This window comes from Lysinibacillus sp. SGAir0095 (assembly GCF_005491425.1).
GTDB lineage: Bacteria > Bacillota > Bacilli > Bacillales_A > Planococcaceae > Ureibacillus.
Genome location: NZ_CP028083.1, coordinates 3,316,343 through 3,332,000 on the forward strand (window position 1 = coordinate 3,316,343; position 15,658 = coordinate 3,332,000).

Below are 15,658 nucleotides of genomic sequence, written 5' to 3' on the forward strand. Positions count from 1 at the left end.
AATAGTCGTTAAAAACGATCTTTCCGAGCCAGCTTTTTATGTTTTATACCTCAAGTGATAACCCTTTGCCTTGATTGTTTGATTGCTCATAAACCCCTTTTGCAACAGCAAGGTCATAATAGGAAGCCCCGACAGATTTAAAGAAAGTAATTTCCTCCGAATTCTCTCTGCCTGGAAGCCTGCCACTTACTAAATCCTGCAATTCCCCATAAACTTGATCGAATGACCAAATTCCTTCATTGCTCGCATCCATTAATTCTCCTGCTTCCTCCATCGCTCCGTGTAAATCATCCACTACAATTTTGGAAGCTGTGGTAATGGTTGTACGATCTATTTCATGCATATGCGGCAAGTAAGAACCAACACCATTTACATGTGTCCCAGGCTTTAAGACCTTCCCATCAAATACAGGTGTTGTAGATTTCGTAGCACAACAAATGATGTCTGCTTTACTTACGGCTTCATTGACTTCTTCTGCAATACGTATAGAGGCATTCACGCCCATTTCTTTTAATCTTTCAGCAAAAGAAGAGGCACGTTCCTTTGTTCTATTAAACAGAATAATTTCTTTTATATGACGAACTGCTAAAACACCTAAAGCTTGTTCTAAAGCCATGGCACCCGTACCGATTACAGTTAATACTTCAGCACTTTCCTTCGATAGATAATCTGTAGCAATAGCCGTCATTGCTCCCGTTCGAAGACGTGTTAAGTAAGAGGCATTCATCATGGAAAGGTGTTCACCATTTTCTGTACTCGTTAACACGATGATTCCCTGTGTTGTTGGCAAGCCCTTCTCTGGGTTAGCCGGAAAAATTGTCACTACTTTTACTGCCGCTACTTTATTTTCTAAATCTGCACTCGGCATGTAAATAGAAGTACTATTTACTTCCGGGAATTCTAATACCGTACGATGAGGTGATAGCACTTTTTCTTGTACTTTCGCTATTAATGTTTGTCGAACATCTTTGATAGCATTTTCGATTGTATAAAAGCTTTTAATCTCTTTTTCATTTAATATAATCATTCGTAACACCCCGTTGTCTAAATAATCGTCTTCTACTGGTGTACTACCTGTTCCTCACTATTTACAATTCCATCCTGACTATCTATTTTTCCAGAAGTAAATTCATCCAGCTCTTGATTGCTCTTCTCTTTTACTGCCATGACGGCAATGAAGGAAATCACAGCAGTTAATATGATATAAAGTGCTACCGGGACATAGGAATTATCAAAACGAACTAGTAATGCTGTAGCAACTAGTGGTGCAGTTCCCCCAGCAACAGCAGCACCGATTTGATAGCCTAAAGAAACCCCTGTATAACGAACCTTTGCATCGAAAATTTCGGAGAACATTGTTCCTAACACAGATGTAATCGGAGCCCAAATAATACCCAATCCAATAATCGTTGCAATTAAAAGTGTGGCAAATGTACGTTGCTCAAGTAACCAGAAATAAGGGAATGCATAAGCCATCATAGCTACTGTCCCGTACATATAAACTTTCTTACGACCAATTCTATCTGATAAACTTCCCATTACCGGCATTAAAATTGTTGTAACAATTGTACCAATCATTACAGCTACTAATACTTGTGTGCTTGTAAAGCCCAGATTATTCGTACCATATGACACAATAAAAGTTGCAAAAATATAGAATGGTGCTGTTTCTACAACTTTCCCACCGATTGCAATGAAAACTTCCTTCCAATGGTATTTAAAAATATCCACGATTGGTAATTTTGGTATTTCTCCAGATTCTTGTACTTTTTTAAATGATGGTGTTTCATCAAGTCCTTTACGAATCCATAATCCAAAAATAACTAGTACACTACTTGCGATAAATGGAATACGCCATCCCCATGAAATGAATGCCTCTTGAGAAACAACTGATGTTATAAATGTTAAAGCACCTGACCCTAAAAACATACCGATTGTAACGCCCATTTGTGGGAATGCTCCGAATAATCCACGCTTATCCTTCGGTGCATATTCAACTGCCAGCAACAATGAGCCTCCCCATTCACCACCAATACCGATTCCTTGAATTAAACGCAATGTTATTAATAGAATTGGTGCAGCTACTCCTATTGCCTGATAAGTTGGGAGTAAGCCCATTAAAACAGTTGCCACACCCATAATTGTCAAAGTCATAACCAAGGTTTTCTTACGGCCTATTCGATCCCCGATATGACTAAAGATTACGCCTCCTAAAGGACGTATAAAGAAGGCTAAAGCTAACGAAGCGTAAGCTAGCAATAGTCCAACTGTAGGGTCTTCAGTTACAAAGAAAACCTGATTGAATACTAAAGCTGCCACTGTTCCATAAAGAAAATAATCAAACCACTCAATCGAACTACCTACTAAACTAGCTATCCAGACCTTCGTCATTTGACTTCTACTCATAAATTTTCCTCCTTTTCATTATTAAAGCACCACTTAAATTTATAAGTAAAAGATAATTGCCTTGAAAATAATTTAAGTGACACTTAAATTTAATAAATAAATTATTGCATACTTTGGAATTTTCAGTCAACAACTTTATTTCTTTGAGCATCTTCCTTTTCTAGAGTATAATTTTGGTAGCTTAGTATGAGGACGTGTTGCACATGAGCATTGGTGAACAACTGCGGAGAATAAGAAAAACAAAGAAGCTGACACTAAAAACCCTCTCTGAAAAGACCGGTGTTTCAATTAGTTTTTTATCTCAAGTTGAACGGGATAAATGTAATGTCACGCTCGAATCATTGAGGAAAATTAGTGATGCATTAAATGTTAATCCAAGTATATTTTTTTCTGATTCTAATAATGAAGCCTACGATGACAAAATTTTCCCATTCTATTATGAAGATCTTTCTAACAATATAAATCAAGCTTCCTTTCATCCCATTCTTGTTACATTAAAACCAAAGGAAAACCTGGGAAGTGAATTTTCTCATTACGGTCATGAATTTATCTATATCTTAAAAGGTACATTAACGATTTCACTGGAGGGGAAAACCTCTGAACTAAGTGTAAACGATTCCATGATGCTCGACTCTACCCGGAATCATTATTGGTGGAATAATAGTGATGAAGAGGTTCAGTTTCTGCTAGTTTCTACTATATAAAAAGAAAGGAGTACCAGAGCTAAATCTTTTGCTCTAGTACTCCTATTTTAGTATTCAGTCGAGGGATCCTTTGTCATCTGGAAGGTTATTTCACTTATTACAATAATCATAATGCCGGTTACAAAGAACATTGGTTGTCCCATGGAACAAAGCATTACGATGATAGCTTGAACTACCATAAAGAGACGCAATACTTTTCTTACGGCATTTTTTCTTTGTGAACTGTCAACCGGGTAAAGTCGATCCATACGGAAATCACCGGATGATAATAAAGCATATTTTAATTGAATGGTTGTAGCAAACGCCAAGGCAGCAGCAACAACCCATGTAACAATTGGTATATTAACGAATAGTGCGATTAAGCCAGAAATGGCCGTTAATCGTACCCATAAATAAAAATGATCATCTGTCCGTACAAATGTACGATACACTAAGTAGCTTTGTGTACTTTTTTGACTGTAAGGCACAATTGAATAGAGAGAATTCAACCAGCCTCTTCTTCTGATGGAACCATGTAAATGCGGTACATCTGTAAAATAATTAGCAAAACGATAAAAGCCCATCATTCGATTTTGTTCAACCTTAACAAAATGCTCATAAGGGATAGGCTGAGTCTTCACTCTTTTCGCTAATGTACGATTATAAACAAACAACAAAACAATAAAAATAATCACATAAGAATAGCCCTCTGTAAGAGCCGATTGAACAGTTAAGATTGAAAGAATCCCTCTTGTCATTTTATCAATAATCAAGCTAGCCCCACGATTTGCATAACGATAATTATACTCAATATGAACATTTAAATATTTTAAAGCAACAATGACCGCCAATGTTAACCAAATCTGTGCAGAAGTTAGTTCTGTTACAGCCTTCAGTAACGGAATCCCTACTATATAAATAATAGTAACAAGTCCAATCTGTGACCAGAATGTCCATTTGAGCGCCCTACTAAAATAGGTAGGCATCTTTGACTCTAATGGTAGTAAGTACACTTGATCGGGTTCTCTAAGTAAAGTAACTGGACGGCTAAGAGCTAAAATAATCCCTGTTACAATTGCTACAATCCACTCTGCAGGAAAAGTATTAGCTACTACTTTTAACCACTCGCTATACTGGTAACCCACAGCACCAACCACGAACACCAGCACCAAAGCCAAATGCCCTGTGAATACAAAGCGCATATATTTTTGCACTTCAGTCATATAGTGATTAAATCGTTTAGACCATACCTCCTGCAAATTATTCATTGTCTTGCTCCTTTGTCATGGCGATGTAGAGGTCATCCAAAGTAGCATTCGGCATTTGAAAGGCACGTCGAAGATCATTCATTGTCCCCTGAGCCCGTACTCTTCCTTCGTGCAGCAAAATAATCCGGTCACAATGTTTTTCCGCCGTTGATAGGATATGAGTAGACATAAGGATAGAGGCCCCCTCCCTTTTCTTCTCATCCATTTGGTCAAGCAATGATTGAATCCCTAATGGATCCAAACCGACAAAAGGTTCATCAATAATATATAATTGTGGATTTACTAAAAAGGCACACATAATCATTACCTTTTGACGCATGCCTTTAGAGAAATGAGAAGGAAACCAATTTAAACGCTTTTCCATGCGGAATTCCTTAAGTAGTCTTTGTGAGCGTTCTTCCAATGTATGTTGATCAATACCATAAGCCATTGCCGTTAATTCCAGGTGTTCTTTTAATGTAAGTTCGTCATATAAAACGGGTGTCTCTGGAATATAGGAAAATGAAGATCGATATTTATCAAGATTTTCATTTAAAGTCACACCATTTAAACGAATTTCCCCTTTTTGAGGCAGCAGTGTCCCGATAATGTGTTTAATCGTCGTACTTTTCCCAGCACCATTCAATCCGATTAACCCCACCAGTTCTCCTTCACCGATTGTAAAAGATAATTCTTTAATTACTGGTTTTCTTGTATACCCGCCTGTAATGTCTGTTAGTTGTAACACTGTCATAATTTTTTGTCACTCCTATTCTTTTTCCAGTTTACCAAAAAATGCGAATAGAATCAGTTCTCATATGTTAAAATGACTATAAAATGTTTTTCAATTCATTTTTGAAAGGATGATAATAATGAGCGATTGCATTTTCTGTAAAATTATTGATGGTTCCATTCCAAGTACAAAAGTATATGAAGATGAAAATGTTTATGCATTCATGGATGTTTTTCCACTTACAAAAGGCCATACATTACTTATTCCAAAGCAGCATGTAAAGGATTTATTTGAGATGCCGGAGGAAGTAGCAAAAAATCTTTACGCTGCTGCACCTAAAATTGCAAATGCCATTAAAGCTGCTTTTCAACCACAAGGTCTAAATACAGTAAACAATAATGGATCATTTGCTGGGCAAACGGTATTCCACTATCACTTACATTTTATCCCTCGTTATGATGAAACAGATGGTCTAAAGTTAAACTGGGAAACAAAGCAAAACGAATTCACACCAGAAGTACTTCAATCTGTTGCAACGCAAATTAAAGAGAATTTGAATCTATAAGCAATTAATAGATTGCAGCTTATATTTAGTATTCTATTATATGAGGTTGCAAAATATTTATATTGCATTTAAAATCAATGTAAGTTTCGCTAACGGCAATGAGTGCACGTTAGGAATCTAAGAGTATAGAATTGTAGAGGAGAGTTTAGAAATGAATACGAAAAATTTAGTTTTAATGGCGCTTTTAGTTGGTGTAGGTGCAGTACTTTATCTGGTGATTCCCGGCTTTGTGGAAGGCATGAAACCAGACTTTATGCTAACAATGATGTTTATAGGGATCTTGCTATTCCCTACATTTAAAGAAACATTTTTATTAGCAATAACAACAGGAGTTCTTTCAGGTTTATTTTCAACATTCCCTGGTGGGTTTTTCCCGAATATCATTGATAAATTGATTACAGGTTTTGTGTTCTTAGGCATTGTATTAGCGGTTGGGCACTTAATTCAAAAGGTGGCAACAGGAACAATTCTAGTAGCAATTTGTACAATTATTTCAGGAACAGTATTCCTATCAATGGCATTATTGTTAGTAGGCTTACCTGGTGGAGCTGCATTTGGTTTCTTATTCGTAACGGTCGTACTACCAGCTGTTGCACTCAATGCAATTGCCTTTATCATCATCTACCCAATCATTACGAACCTATTAAAACGAGCGAATTTCAACACATCTGTGTCACAGGCATAATTATTTAGTGTAGGCAAGGTTTCAACTAACTTTGTCTACACTTTTTTATTTTCTTTTTGAGCTATTCTTTGTGCGATGAATTCTTTTTTTAATGTTGAATTCATGGTTTAATATGGGTAAGAAAAGGAAAATTTATATAGAAGGACAAGCGACATACTATAAGGAGTGAAAAAAATGCGTACAAAACCATTTTTAATCGGACTATCTGCTGGAGTAATTGGAGGACTTACAACAATTATCTTCACAACCCCTCAATCTGGAAAACAAGTAAGATCTAGTATCTTACAAAATTCTAAAATTGCTAAATCGAATCTGGGGGAGATTAAACACCAATCAATTAGTGTAAAAGATTCAATTATTACATTAAAAAATGAAGTGAAAAATAATATCCCAGAAATAATGAATCAATTAAAACAGTCTATTTCTAAATTCACCCAGGAAATTGAGCCAGATACAGTGAAGTTAAAAGAAGAAATAGATGGTTTACAGAAATCTATTATAGAAATCGAGAATAATTTATCAGATTTAAAGAAAAACAAGAAGAATGATGATGCAACGGAGTAATCCTTTGTCCCTAAATATTGGGTATTATTTGAGTATTTATCAATGTTTATCTACTAATTTATAACATTTTTTCACCGTAATTCAATTATTTAATTTTTCTAACTTTAAACTTTTTTCTTTTACTGCTATAATAATTTCATAATGTAAATGAAAGAAGGTGTTTGCTTTGTCAGAAGATTCATACACAATGAAAGAGGCAATGCTTTATAGCCAACGAATTGCACAATTGTCAAAAGCATTATGGAAAGCAGTAGAAAAAGATTGGCAGCAATGGATTAAGCCTTACGATTTAAACATCAATGAACACCACATTCTATGGATTGCATTTCACTTAAAAGGCGCATCAATATCAGATGTTGCTAGATTTGGCGTTATGCACGTATCTACAGCTTTTAACTTCTCTAAAAAACTTGAGGAGCGAGGCTATTTAGAGTTCTCCAAACGTGATGACGACAAACGTAATACGTATGTTGAGCTTACTGAAAAAGGCTCTGATTTAATCTTGGAAATGTACGATCATTATTACGATACACATCATTCAATCCTTGAAGGATCTCTAGCATTAAAAGAATTATATGGTAGATTCCCAGAGTTCCTAGATGTCATGGCTGTTATTCGTAACATCTATGGTGAAGATTTTATCGAAATATTCGAACGCTCATTTAAAAATTTCAAAGACTCGATTGTTGAAAACGAAGATCAACAATTGATTGTCAAAAGATAAAATTTAAACAATTACGTATTGCTGTAAGTATGAATACAAAATTGAATGTCAAGGATTACTATGAGTGTAGCGATACACTCTTTTTCTTTTTCGAAATTTTCTAAAAAAGTATTATTTCATTAGGTTTTTCATAAATAGAGTAGCAATTCCCTTTCATATCATTTACAATATTTTCACTCACAATAGTAAAGTAAAAATTTGATTAGTCGTTCAAAATAAAACATATCCATTTTTACTTGCGAAAAATTGACTAAAACTTTTAAATAAATTCTGTACAAAAAAGGGGTCGTCCATCTTGCATTGTTGGAAAACAATTAACATAAAAAAAGAATATGGCTCAACATGGCTGACAATTATGGCTATTTCTTTATTTATTATTGTTTTTGCTCTATCGTTTATCCTATTTGGTCGTGTTCATCCAACTTTTTATCGAGATGATTATTTCTGGCTTTTTACACTTTGCTTCGTAATAATTTATCCAGTTCATAAACTTTTGCACTACTTTACATTATTTGAATATAGAAGATCAGTGAAATTAAGAGTAAAAATTGATTATAAATTTATTCCCATTATCAGACTGCGCATAAAATCAATTATTCCAAAGAACCGCTATGTGTTCACGCTTTTAATGCCGTTTATTGTCATTAATGGACTGCTCATATTTTTTGCTGCTTCTTATGAAGAATACGTTCATTACTTCTCTTTATTATTGGGATATCACTGCAGTATTTGCCTTATCGACTTTTTGTATATTAAAAATTTAATCCGTGCACCAAAAAACTCTGTTATTGAAGAAACACCTAAAGGATGCGAAATTTTAGTTCAATCAATTATTTAACCTGCGAGTTTGTGTTTTAGCATTCCAATTACTTGTTTTACATTGACATTTTTTGTATCCTTAAAGGAAGTGAAAGAGGGGAGGAATAGACTTGCTACTATTCATTGTAGTGCTATTCTCAGTATTTTATTTATTCCAAATTAATCGGATGACATATGCACTTGTCACACAGAAAGAAATACCAGAGGAAAAACACGAAAAGATTTTCCGAACTATAAATATATTAATCACAATTTTATTAGTGTCATTTTATGTAGAAGTATATGTGGCATTGTAAAAAGGAAGCTTAGTGGTTTGTTCCCTATTTGGTATGGGACACAAGGTACCGGAAAAGAACAATAAGGTTAAAAAAGAGCTAAAGGCCATTCACAGCCTTTAGCTCCCTATCTGTTTTGTTATATTGTTTTCATTATTAGTAGATAAACGCAGCACCTACAATAATTAATAGGATGAACAATACAACTAATAAAGCGAAACCATTTCCATATCCGCCACCGTAGCTATTTCCCATTACGACACCCCCTTTCAAGAACTATACTATGCTTGCCTGCAGACGCTGCTTAGGCAAACGAACATGCAACCATTTTGTTTTTGTAACGTTTATGATATAGTTACTATTGATTTCAATCGAAGTTAGGAGAGTAAATACACATGAAAAAACCATTTTTAGCACTTACACTAGCTACTTCTGTTTTTGCTTTAGCAGCTTGTAGTAACTCTGGCGATGAAGTAGTAGTATCCTCAACATATGGTGATATTACAAAAGATCAATTTTATGAAGAAATTAAATCACTTGCTGGTAAAGCATTACTTGAGCAAGTTGTAGTTGAACAAGTTTTAGAAAACAATTACAAAGTGACTGATGAAGAAATTGATGAACAATTTAATTCTGTAAAAGAACAATATGGTGAATCTTTTGAGGCGATCTTAGCTCAAAATGGTTTAACTGAAGATGCATTTAGAGAAAATGTACGTTTCCAACTTTTACAAGAGAAAGCTACAAAAGATGTTGAAGTAACGGACGAAGAAATCGAAGAATATTACAACCAAGCTAAATATGAACTAAATGCTCGCCACATTTTAGTTGCAGACGAAGAAACTGCGTTTACTGTAGTTGAAAAATTAAAATCTGGCGGTGACTTTGCTGCTTTAGCAAAAGAGTACTCTTCAGATAGCTCTGCTTCAAATGGTGGAGAACTAGGATGGTTTACAGTAGGAACAATGGTTCCTGAATTCAATGATACTGCTTATGCACTAGAATTAAACCAAGTTAGCGAACCAGTTAAAAGTGAATTTGGTTACCATATTATCGAAGTTACGGACAAGCGTGAAGTTGAAGACTATGGTACTTTAGAAGAGAAAAAAGAAGAAATTAAAGAAGCAATTGCTGCGACAAAAGGTGATTTTGCAACAAAGATTTCATCTTTACTAAAAGAAGCAAAAGTTGATATTAAAGACGAAGATTTAAAAGCTGCTTTAGATACTTACTTAACAACTGAAACAGATGCTGATACTAAAGAAGCAACTGAAGAATAATAGGCAGGAACGCGTAAACAAATAGTTTACGCGTTTTTTGTTGATTAACTTAGGGCAGCTCTAAACAGATACTTACTTAGTTGGTTTTTCGACTAGATTTTTTTAACAAATTCCGATTTTAATTTCATCGCACCAAATCCATCAATCTTACAATCAATATTATGGTCGCCTTCAACAAGGCGGATATTTTTTACCTTGGTGCCAATTTTCAGGGTAGATGAACTCCCCTTTACCTTTAAATCTTTGATAATCGTTACCGTATCCCCATCCGTTAGACTATTTCCATTTGAATCCTTCACAACGAACGTATCATCTTCAATCTGTTCTTCCCTCCCTGTCCATTCGTGGGCACATACAGGGCACACGAATAAACCGCCATCTTCATATGTATATTCCGAATTACATTTTGGGCAATTTGGCAATTTCATCTCTTTTCCTCCACTCTACTTAGGTCAAGTGTTAAGTATATAGAATTATCGCTCTTACATCCATGATTTTTCTATATCATGGAATGAATTCGTTTTAAGGGACAAAATTTGCTGATTTTTGTACAATCTAAACTATAAAAATGAAAGTGAGTTTGTTATGAAAAAAATAAGATTTAATTGTGCATTTTTAGTTTTTATACTCATCCTTTCCGGATGTTCTTCTAGTGAATTTGAACCAGAACTCGATTTAAAAGTAATGGATTTCGAATACACAAATCAGCGGAATGAAGTAATATCATTAGAGAAGCTAAAGGGAACTCCGTGGCTCGCAATGTTTATTTATACGCGTTGTAATACAGTTTGCCCGCCCATGACTTCCAATATGGCGGATGTACATGCTGCCATTGAAAAAGAAGGGATTGAAAATTATAAAATTGTAGGCTTTTCTGTAGATCCTGCTTATGATTCTCCAGAAATTTTGAGTAATTATTTATCGTATTATCCAATAGAAAATGTTTCAAAATGGGAGCTGCTAACAGGTTATGAGCAAGCAGAAATAACCCAATTTGCACTGCAATCCTTTAATACTGTCGCAAAAAAACTAACGGGATCGGATGATGTCATCCATGATATTAAATATTTTCTAGTAGATCAAAACGGAATAGTCGTTAAATCCTATGATGGCTATACCGATGTCCCAATAGAAGAGATTGTTACTGATTTGAAGAGTGTGCAACGTTAATGTAGAATTTTTGAGAATGAAATCTATTTGTCCAATAGACCATCTTCAGAGTTAAACTCTAAAAAAGGCACTCTAATTTCGAGTGCCTTAAGACAAGTAACTTATTCAAATGTTGGTTTATAGAAAGAACGGTTATCGAGTGGGAATAATCTTTCTGTAAATTCTCCCGGCTTCGTTTTGGATAATGCTCTTGTTAGCATATTCATTTTCGCGTCGATATTATCGATATAGTGGAGAATTTCTGCCTCTTGAATCATCGGTTTCTTCGGACTACCCCACTCTTCTTTCCCGTGGTGGGATAATACTATATGCTTTAAGATTACTACTTCTTCTCCATCAATATTCAATTCTTTTGCTGCTTGTCCAATTTCATCCACCATAATGGAAATATGCCCCAGCAAATTCCCCTCTACTGTATAAGCAGTTGCAATTGGCCCTGTGAGCTCCTTGACTTTCCCGATATCATGCAAGATTACACCTGCATAAACTAAATCCCGATTTAAGGATGGATATAAATCACAAATAGCTTTTCCAAGACGCAGCATGGAGACAACATGATCAATCAAACCCGATGAATAGTCATGATGGTTTTTTGAAGCAGCTGGAAATACTGTAATTTCAGCTTGATATTTTTTCAGAATATATCTAGTTATGCGGGAAATACTCGGGTTTTTTATTTCAAAGAAAAATTGTGTTAGTTCTTCATACAATTCTTCTTTCGGCGTTGTTGCTGAAGGAAGTAGGTCGTTAATTTGTATCCCCTCTTCTGGTTTAACGACTCTAATTTGTTTAATCCGCAGCTGGTTTTTCCCTCTATAATCATGAATTTCCCCGCCAACTTGTACGATTACTTCAGGACGATACATTTTTTCATGGTCTTCATTTGTATCCCATAGCTTTGCCTCAATATCCCCACTCTTATCTTGTAGGATGAGTGTCATGAAAGGTTTTCCTACGGTTGTAACTCCTTTAGTAGCCTGTTTGATTAATAAAAATTGGTTGACTTGTTCACCCGCTTGGAGTTGTGTGATTCCTTTCATATAGAAAACACTCCTTTTTTATATACTTGTTCATTTTCGATACTACTATTGTAACATGCAAACCCGACTGATACGATTGAAATTCTTTTGAACTACTACGTTTAACTGCTTGCATTGGCAAATTTGATTTTTTCGAATTTTCTTTAATTCCGATGAATTATCCCAGTATATCTTGTATAATGTACTATATCTTCTATAAAAAGGGGTAGGGATGATATGGAAAACTTTCGATTCACAGCATTTGAAAAAACAGGGGAAATTTTATTTGATGAAGTGTGGACATTCGAAAATGAAGAAGCTGCAAAAGTTGAAGGTCAGAAACAAATCGAAGAAAAAGGAGTAGAGAGCAAAACTCACCGCCTTGTTAATTCTTCTGGCAAGCTTGTTTTATTCCATATTTAATTTTTAACAGTTTAAAGCTGGCCTATCGTCAAGCATTTCTGACGATAAATCTTAGTTGCACTAATGCAAATAAGAAAGTTTTAAACAGTCTTCATCGCTGACAAAAGGCGACTCGAATGTTGAATTCGAGACGCCTTTGTTTTATTTCCCTTTAAACTGTTGAGCCCTTTTTTCGATAAACGCTTTGATTCCTTCAAGGTGATCCTCTGTTTGGCGCATTTTTACTTGCCCTTTGGCTTCCCTTTTCAAAATGTTCGTTAGTTCAGGAATTTTTTCCGCGTGCAGAATCTCTTTTGTTTCAAGCATCGCTAGAATTGGAGAGGATAAAAACTTCCCGACAAGCTGATCGACAAAACTTTCTGCTTCCCCTTCTCCAACGTGGTGATCAATCAGCCCAAGTTGATATGCCTCTTTTGGACTCATCACATCGCCTGCCCAAATGAGTTGTTTTGCTTTTGGCGTGCCAACTCTTTCTTTCATAAAGAAATGGCCGGCACCGTCAGGAATTAACCCAATCCCTATAAAATTCATGGCTAATTTACTGTTCTCTTCGGCCACTATAACATCACAGCCTAATGCCAAACTATAGCCTAAACCTGCAGCAGCACCTCGGATTTGTGCTATAGTAATCATCGGTAATTGGTAAAGCGCTAAAATCATACGCGTAATGTAGCTCATTATGTCTCCGAAGTCATTTGGATCACCTGAGGTTACCATCATCTTAATGTCGCCACCAGCCGAGAAAATATTTCCTTCCCCTTTAATCACTAAAATTTGAACTTCTGGATTGTCCTTCAAAAATTCAAAACAATCCGCAAGTTCCTGCATCATCAATAGATTCATGGAATTTGCGACGTTCGGTCTGTTAAATGATAAAGTTGCACGTCGATCTGCAATCTCTACCTTAATTGTTTCATATGCCATTCGTTTACCCCCAAGTTTTTAATGAACATCCATTCAGTTAATATATTCTATTTTTCGCTATCTTTTTCCTTTATTTACTTAAATATTTCCCAACTATCCTTCCAGTAAACAGACATCCTCCAACAAATGTCCCCTCCAATGATCGATAACCATGGACACCCCCGCCACCGAAGCCGCTTACTTCACCGGCAGCATACAATCCTTGAATCGGTTCTCCATTGTCAGCAAGTACCTGTCCGTTCAAATTCGTCTGCAGACCACCTAGAGTTTTTCTCGATAAAATGTTCAACCTTACCGCAATAAGTCGGCCAGCTTTTGAGTCCAAAATTTTATGCGGCTTTGCTACACGTATTAATTTATCGCCCAAATATTGTCTTGCACTTTGTATCGCCATCACTTGCATATCCTTAGTAAACTTATTATCCAGTTCACGGTCTTTTGCCAAAATTTGATCTTTAATTTTCATAAAATCCAGCAACTCATTTCCAGCTAATTGATTCATGCCATCAACTAAATCTTTCAAGCTTTCTGCGATAATAAAGTCTTCCCCATTATCCATAAAAGCTTTTACTGGCGCAGGTGGACCCGGTAACACGCGTTTTAATATTTGTTGGATACTTTTATTGGTGATATCGGGATTTTGTTCAGATCCAGATAGAGCAAATTCCTTTTCAATCATTTTTTCGGTTAAGATAAACCAAGAATAATCGTACCCAGTTTTCATAATGGCTTCTAATGTACTTAATGTATCGAAACCAGGAAAGTTCGGAGCGTTAAAGCGATTTCCCAATGCGTCAAACCATAAAGAAGATGGTCCTGGTAATATTCTAATTCCATGATTATTCCATATAGGACTCCAGTTTTTAAGTCCCTCTGTGTAGTGCCACATCCGGTCTTTGTTCACAATAGAAGCACCTATATTCTCAGAAATCTCCAGCATTCGCCCATCCACATAAGCCGGTACTCCTGTAACCATATTTTTTGGTGGTTGCCCGAGTCTAGTTGGCCAATTTTCACGAACGAGTTCTAGATTTGCCCCAATACCTCCACTTGCAACAATCACAGCATCCCCATAATATTCAAAATCAGCAATTTCTAATCTTGAGCTTTCTTGTCCACGCTCTATTGAACTTTCTTCAAGGATTTTCCCTTTTATGCCGATAACAGCGCCATTAGCAGTAAGAAGTTCATCTACTTTGTGTCGAGGTTTATAATCGATTTTACCCTCGTGAGCAGCTTGCTTCACTTTTTTCGCAAAAGGCTCAACGATGCCCGGACCTGTTCCCCAAACAATATGAAAACGCGGTACCGAGTTTCCGTGTCCACCAGCCAGCGAGCCTCCCCTTTCTGCCCAACCTACAACCGGGAAAAATTTAATGCCAAGAGATTTCAACCATTCATATTTTTCTTCGGCTGCAAACTCCACATAGGCTTTTGCCCATTGATAGCCCCACTTATCTTGATCTTCCAATCGATCAAATCCTGCAGTTCCCAGCCAATCCTGCCATGCTAATTCCTTTGAGTCCTTTATACCCAGTCTTCTTTGTTCCGGAGAGTCTACTAAAAATAAACCCCCGAACGACCAAAAAGCTTGCCCACCAATAGAATTTGCAGGTTCCTGATCAACCAGCAATATTTTTTTATTGGCGTCGATTAATTCGCAGGCTGCTGTTAATCCTGCAAGTCCTGCACCAACAATCACAACATCATACTTCACATTCCCACCCCTTTTGATTAATAGCCTATGTAAACATTTCTTGATTCAAATTTTTTTCCCTTTAAACTTTAAAATTTAAATTTTAAAAAGAAATCGAATTATTCGCTTTATCGCGTTAATAGTATAAATTGTTTCAATCATATTCTGACATACTTTGTTAGCCTAATCGCAATAATATTCAGTCATTTATAAGGGTGGAATTAAATTTCACGGTGATTTTACATTAGAAGAAAGGAAGTTTAAATACGAACATTATTAATTTTAAATGAATAAACGTTCGTATTAATGCATTTAAAGTAAGCCTTTTCATTGATATTTTTATATTTTTTTAGAAATTATGTTGACAGAACTGAACAATAGGGATTATGATGTTAACAATTAAATCAACGAAAAATATTAAGACGGAGACATGCTCGTTCGTTCT

The 15,658-nt window shown here is 35.7% G+C and carries 19 protein-coding genes and 1 other annotated feature (1 of these 20 only partly in view); of the genes, 10 read left to right on the forward strand and 9 right to left on the reverse strand.

From position 1 onward, the window contains the following. Positions 1-43 precede the first annotated feature (43 nt). Complete coding sequence (locus C1N55_RS16455; protein WP_137729824.1) at positions 44-1,027, reverse strand: ornithine cyclodeaminase family protein; 984 nt, start codon at positions 1,025-1,027, stop codon at positions 44-46. Positions 1,028-1,059: 32 nt separating this feature from the next. Next, positions 1,060-2,406, reverse strand: a complete 1,347-nt coding sequence (locus tag C1N55_RS16460) for an MFS transporter (protein ID WP_137729825.1) — start codon at positions 2,404-2,406, stop codon at positions 1,060-1,062. Between the two features lie 203 nt (positions 2,407-2,609). Between C1N55_RS16460 and C1N55_RS16465 the strand changes: the two genes are divergently transcribed. Continuing rightward, positions 2,610-3,110: a helix-turn-helix domain-containing protein gene (locus tag C1N55_RS16465; protein WP_137729826.1), complete on the forward strand. Its 501-nt coding sequence runs from the start codon at positions 2,610-2,612 to the stop codon at positions 3,108-3,110. A gap of 47 nt (positions 3,111-3,157) precedes the next feature. On the opposite strand, the gene C1N55_RS16470 is transcribed toward C1N55_RS16465, so the two are convergent. Together C1N55_RS16470 and C1N55_RS16475 are read right to left on the reverse strand one after the other, a co-directional pair. Beyond that, the gene (locus C1N55_RS16470) at positions 3,158-4,357 is read right to left on the reverse strand and encodes an ABC transporter permease (RefSeq protein ID WP_137729827.1); all 1,200 of its coding nucleotides are present in this window, start codon (positions 4,355-4,357) and stop codon (positions 3,158-3,160) included. Next, positions 4,350-5,090, reverse strand: a complete 741-nt coding sequence (locus C1N55_RS16475; RefSeq protein WP_137729828.1) for an ABC transporter ATP-binding protein — start codon at positions 5,088-5,090, stop codon at positions 4,350-4,352. Before C1N55_RS16475 ends, C1N55_RS16470 begins: the two co-directional genes overlap by 8 nt. Before the next feature lie 118 nt (positions 5,091-5,208). On the opposite strand from C1N55_RS16475, the gene C1N55_RS16480 reads away from it, so the two are divergent. From C1N55_RS16480 to C1N55_RS16505, 6 genes are all read left to right on the forward strand, one after another. Further along, positions 5,209-5,634, forward strand: coding sequence for an HIT family protein (locus C1N55_RS16480; protein WP_137729829.1), 426 nt, complete (start codon positions 5,209-5,211; stop codon positions 5,632-5,634). 151 nt (positions 5,635-5,785) lie between these two features. Beyond that, complete coding sequence (locus C1N55_RS16485; protein ID WP_137729830.1) at positions 5,786-6,319, forward strand: tryptophan transporter; 534 nt, start codon at positions 5,786-5,788, stop codon at positions 6,317-6,319. A 174-nt stretch (positions 6,320-6,493) separates the two neighbouring features. Further along, positions 6,494-6,883, forward strand: a complete 390-nt coding sequence (locus C1N55_RS16490) for a YtxH domain-containing protein (protein WP_137729831.1) — start codon at positions 6,494-6,496, stop codon at positions 6,881-6,883. Positions 6,884-7,049: 166 nt separating this feature from the next. Next, complete coding sequence (locus tag C1N55_RS16495) at positions 7,050-7,607, forward strand: HTH-type transcriptional regulator Hpr (protein WP_137729832.1); 558 nt, start codon at positions 7,050-7,052, stop codon at positions 7,605-7,607. A gap of 295 nt (positions 7,608-7,902) precedes the next feature. Further along, complete coding sequence (locus C1N55_RS16500) at positions 7,903-8,445, forward strand: DUF3267 domain-containing protein (protein WP_137729833.1); 543 nt, start codon at positions 7,903-7,905, stop codon at positions 8,443-8,445. Between the two features lie 91 nt (positions 8,446-8,536). After that, positions 8,537-8,722, forward strand: a complete 186-nt coding sequence (locus C1N55_RS16505; RefSeq protein ID WP_137729834.1) for a hypothetical protein — start codon at positions 8,537-8,539, stop codon at positions 8,720-8,722. A gap of 135 nt (positions 8,723-8,857) precedes the next feature. Here the strand turns inward: C1N55_RS16505 and C1N55_RS16510 are convergent, their stop codons facing one another. Beyond that, entirely contained in the window at positions 8,858-8,956 is a 99-nt protein-coding gene (locus C1N55_RS16510) for a YjcZ family sporulation protein (RefSeq protein WP_137729835.1), read from the reverse strand. Between the two features lie 140 nt (positions 8,957-9,096). On the opposite strand from C1N55_RS16510, the gene C1N55_RS16515 reads away from it, so the two are divergent. Next, positions 9,097-9,981, forward strand: a complete 885-nt coding sequence (locus C1N55_RS16515) for a peptidylprolyl isomerase (RefSeq protein WP_137729836.1) — start codon at positions 9,097-9,099, stop codon at positions 9,979-9,981. A 92-nt stretch (positions 9,982-10,073) separates the two neighbouring features. Here the strand turns inward: C1N55_RS16515 and C1N55_RS16520 are convergent, their stop codons facing one another. Further along, positions 10,074-10,409: a zinc ribbon domain-containing protein YjdM gene (locus C1N55_RS16520; RefSeq protein WP_137729837.1), complete on the reverse strand. Its 336-nt coding sequence runs from the start codon at positions 10,407-10,409 to the stop codon at positions 10,074-10,076. Positions 10,410-10,566: 157 nt separating this feature from the next. Between C1N55_RS16520 and C1N55_RS16525 the strand changes: the two genes are divergently transcribed. After that, a complete protein-coding gene (locus tag C1N55_RS16525) occupies positions 10,567-11,151 on the forward strand; it encodes an SCO family protein (RefSeq protein WP_137729838.1) in 585 nt (194 codons plus the stop codon). A 101-nt stretch (positions 11,152-11,252) separates the two neighbouring features. Here C1N55_RS16525 and yhaM read toward each other — a convergent pair whose 3' ends face one another. Beyond that, complete coding sequence (gene yhaM, locus C1N55_RS16530) at positions 11,253-12,191, reverse strand: 3'-5' exoribonuclease YhaM (RefSeq protein ID WP_137729839.1); 939 nt, start codon at positions 12,189-12,191, stop codon at positions 11,253-11,255. A gap of 216 nt (positions 12,192-12,407) precedes the next feature. Between yhaM and C1N55_RS16535 the strand changes: the two genes are divergently transcribed. Then, entirely contained in the window at positions 12,408-12,593 is a 186-nt protein-coding gene (locus C1N55_RS16535) for a YhzD family protein (protein ID WP_137729840.1), read from the forward strand. 141 nt (positions 12,594-12,734) lie between these two features. Here the strand turns inward: C1N55_RS16535 and C1N55_RS16540 are convergent, their stop codons facing one another. Together C1N55_RS16540 and C1N55_RS16545 are read right to left on the reverse strand one after the other, a co-directional pair. Then, the gene (locus tag C1N55_RS16540) at positions 12,735-13,517 is read right to left on the reverse strand and encodes an enoyl-CoA hydratase (RefSeq protein WP_137729841.1); all 783 of its coding nucleotides are present in this window, start codon (positions 13,515-13,517) and stop codon (positions 12,735-12,737) included. A gap of 70 nt (positions 13,518-13,587) precedes the next feature. Then, positions 13,588-15,234 carry an FAD-binding dehydrogenase gene (locus tag C1N55_RS16545; protein WP_137729842.1) on the reverse strand — a complete coding sequence of 549 codons (1,647 nt, stop codon included), beginning with the start codon at positions 15,232-15,234 and terminating at the stop codon, positions 13,588-13,590. Between the two features lie 389 nt (positions 15,235-15,623). Next, positions 15,624-15,658: a binding site (T-box leader), on the forward strand (it continues 203 nt past the right edge of the window).

What these genes read in the sequence shown, in the direction of transcription:
- C1N55_RS16455 (WP_137729824.1), bottom strand. Translation starts at nt 1,027, where the DNA reads ATGATTATATTAAATGAAAAAGAGATTAAAAGCTTTTATACAATCGAA.
- C1N55_RS16460 (WP_137729825.1), bottom strand. Translation starts at nt 2,406, where the DNA reads ATGAGTAGAAGTCAAATGACGAAGGTCTGGATAGCTAGTTTAGTAGGT.
- C1N55_RS16465 (WP_137729826.1), top strand. Translation starts at nt 2,610, where the DNA reads ATGAGCATTGGTGAACAACTGCGGAGAATAAGAAAAACAAAGAAGCTG.
- C1N55_RS16470 (WP_137729827.1), bottom strand. Translation starts at nt 4,357, where the DNA reads ATGAATAATTTGCAGGAGGTATGGTCTAAACGATTTAATCACTATATG.
- C1N55_RS16475 (WP_137729828.1), bottom strand. Translation starts at nt 5,090, where the DNA reads ATGACAGTGTTACAACTAACAGACATTACAGGCGGGTATACAAGAAAA.
- C1N55_RS16480 (WP_137729829.1), top strand. Translation starts at nt 5,209, where the DNA reads ATGAGCGATTGCATTTTCTGTAAAATTATTGATGGTTCCATTCCAAGT.
- C1N55_RS16485 (WP_137729830.1), top strand. Translation starts at nt 5,786, where the DNA reads ATGAATACGAAAAATTTAGTTTTAATGGCGCTTTTAGTTGGTGTAGGT.
- C1N55_RS16490 (WP_137729831.1), top strand. Translation starts at nt 6,494, where the DNA reads ATGCGTACAAAACCATTTTTAATCGGACTATCTGCTGGAGTAATTGGA.
- C1N55_RS16510 (WP_137729835.1), bottom strand. Translation starts at nt 8,956, where the DNA reads ATGGGAAATAGCTACGGTGGCGGATATGGAAATGGTTTCGCTTTATTA.
- C1N55_RS16515 (WP_137729836.1), top strand. Translation starts at nt 9,097, where the DNA reads ATGAAAAAACCATTTTTAGCACTTACACTAGCTACTTCTGTTTTTGCT.
- C1N55_RS16520 (WP_137729837.1), bottom strand. Translation starts at nt 10,409, where the DNA reads ATGAAATTGCCAAATTGCCCAAAATGTAATTCGGAATATACATATGAA.
- C1N55_RS16525 (WP_137729838.1), top strand. Translation starts at nt 10,567, where the DNA reads ATGAAAAAAATAAGATTTAATTGTGCATTTTTAGTTTTTATACTCATC.
- yhaM (WP_137729839.1), bottom strand. Translation starts at nt 12,191, where the DNA reads ATGAAAGGAATCACACAACTCCAAGCGGGTGAACAAGTCAACCAATTT.
- C1N55_RS16535 (WP_137729840.1), top strand. Translation starts at nt 12,408, where the DNA reads ATGGAAAACTTTCGATTCACAGCATTTGAAAAAACAGGGGAAATTTTA.
- C1N55_RS16540 (WP_137729841.1), bottom strand. Translation starts at nt 13,517, where the DNA reads ATGGCATATGAAACAATTAAGGTAGAGATTGCAGATCGACGTGCAACT.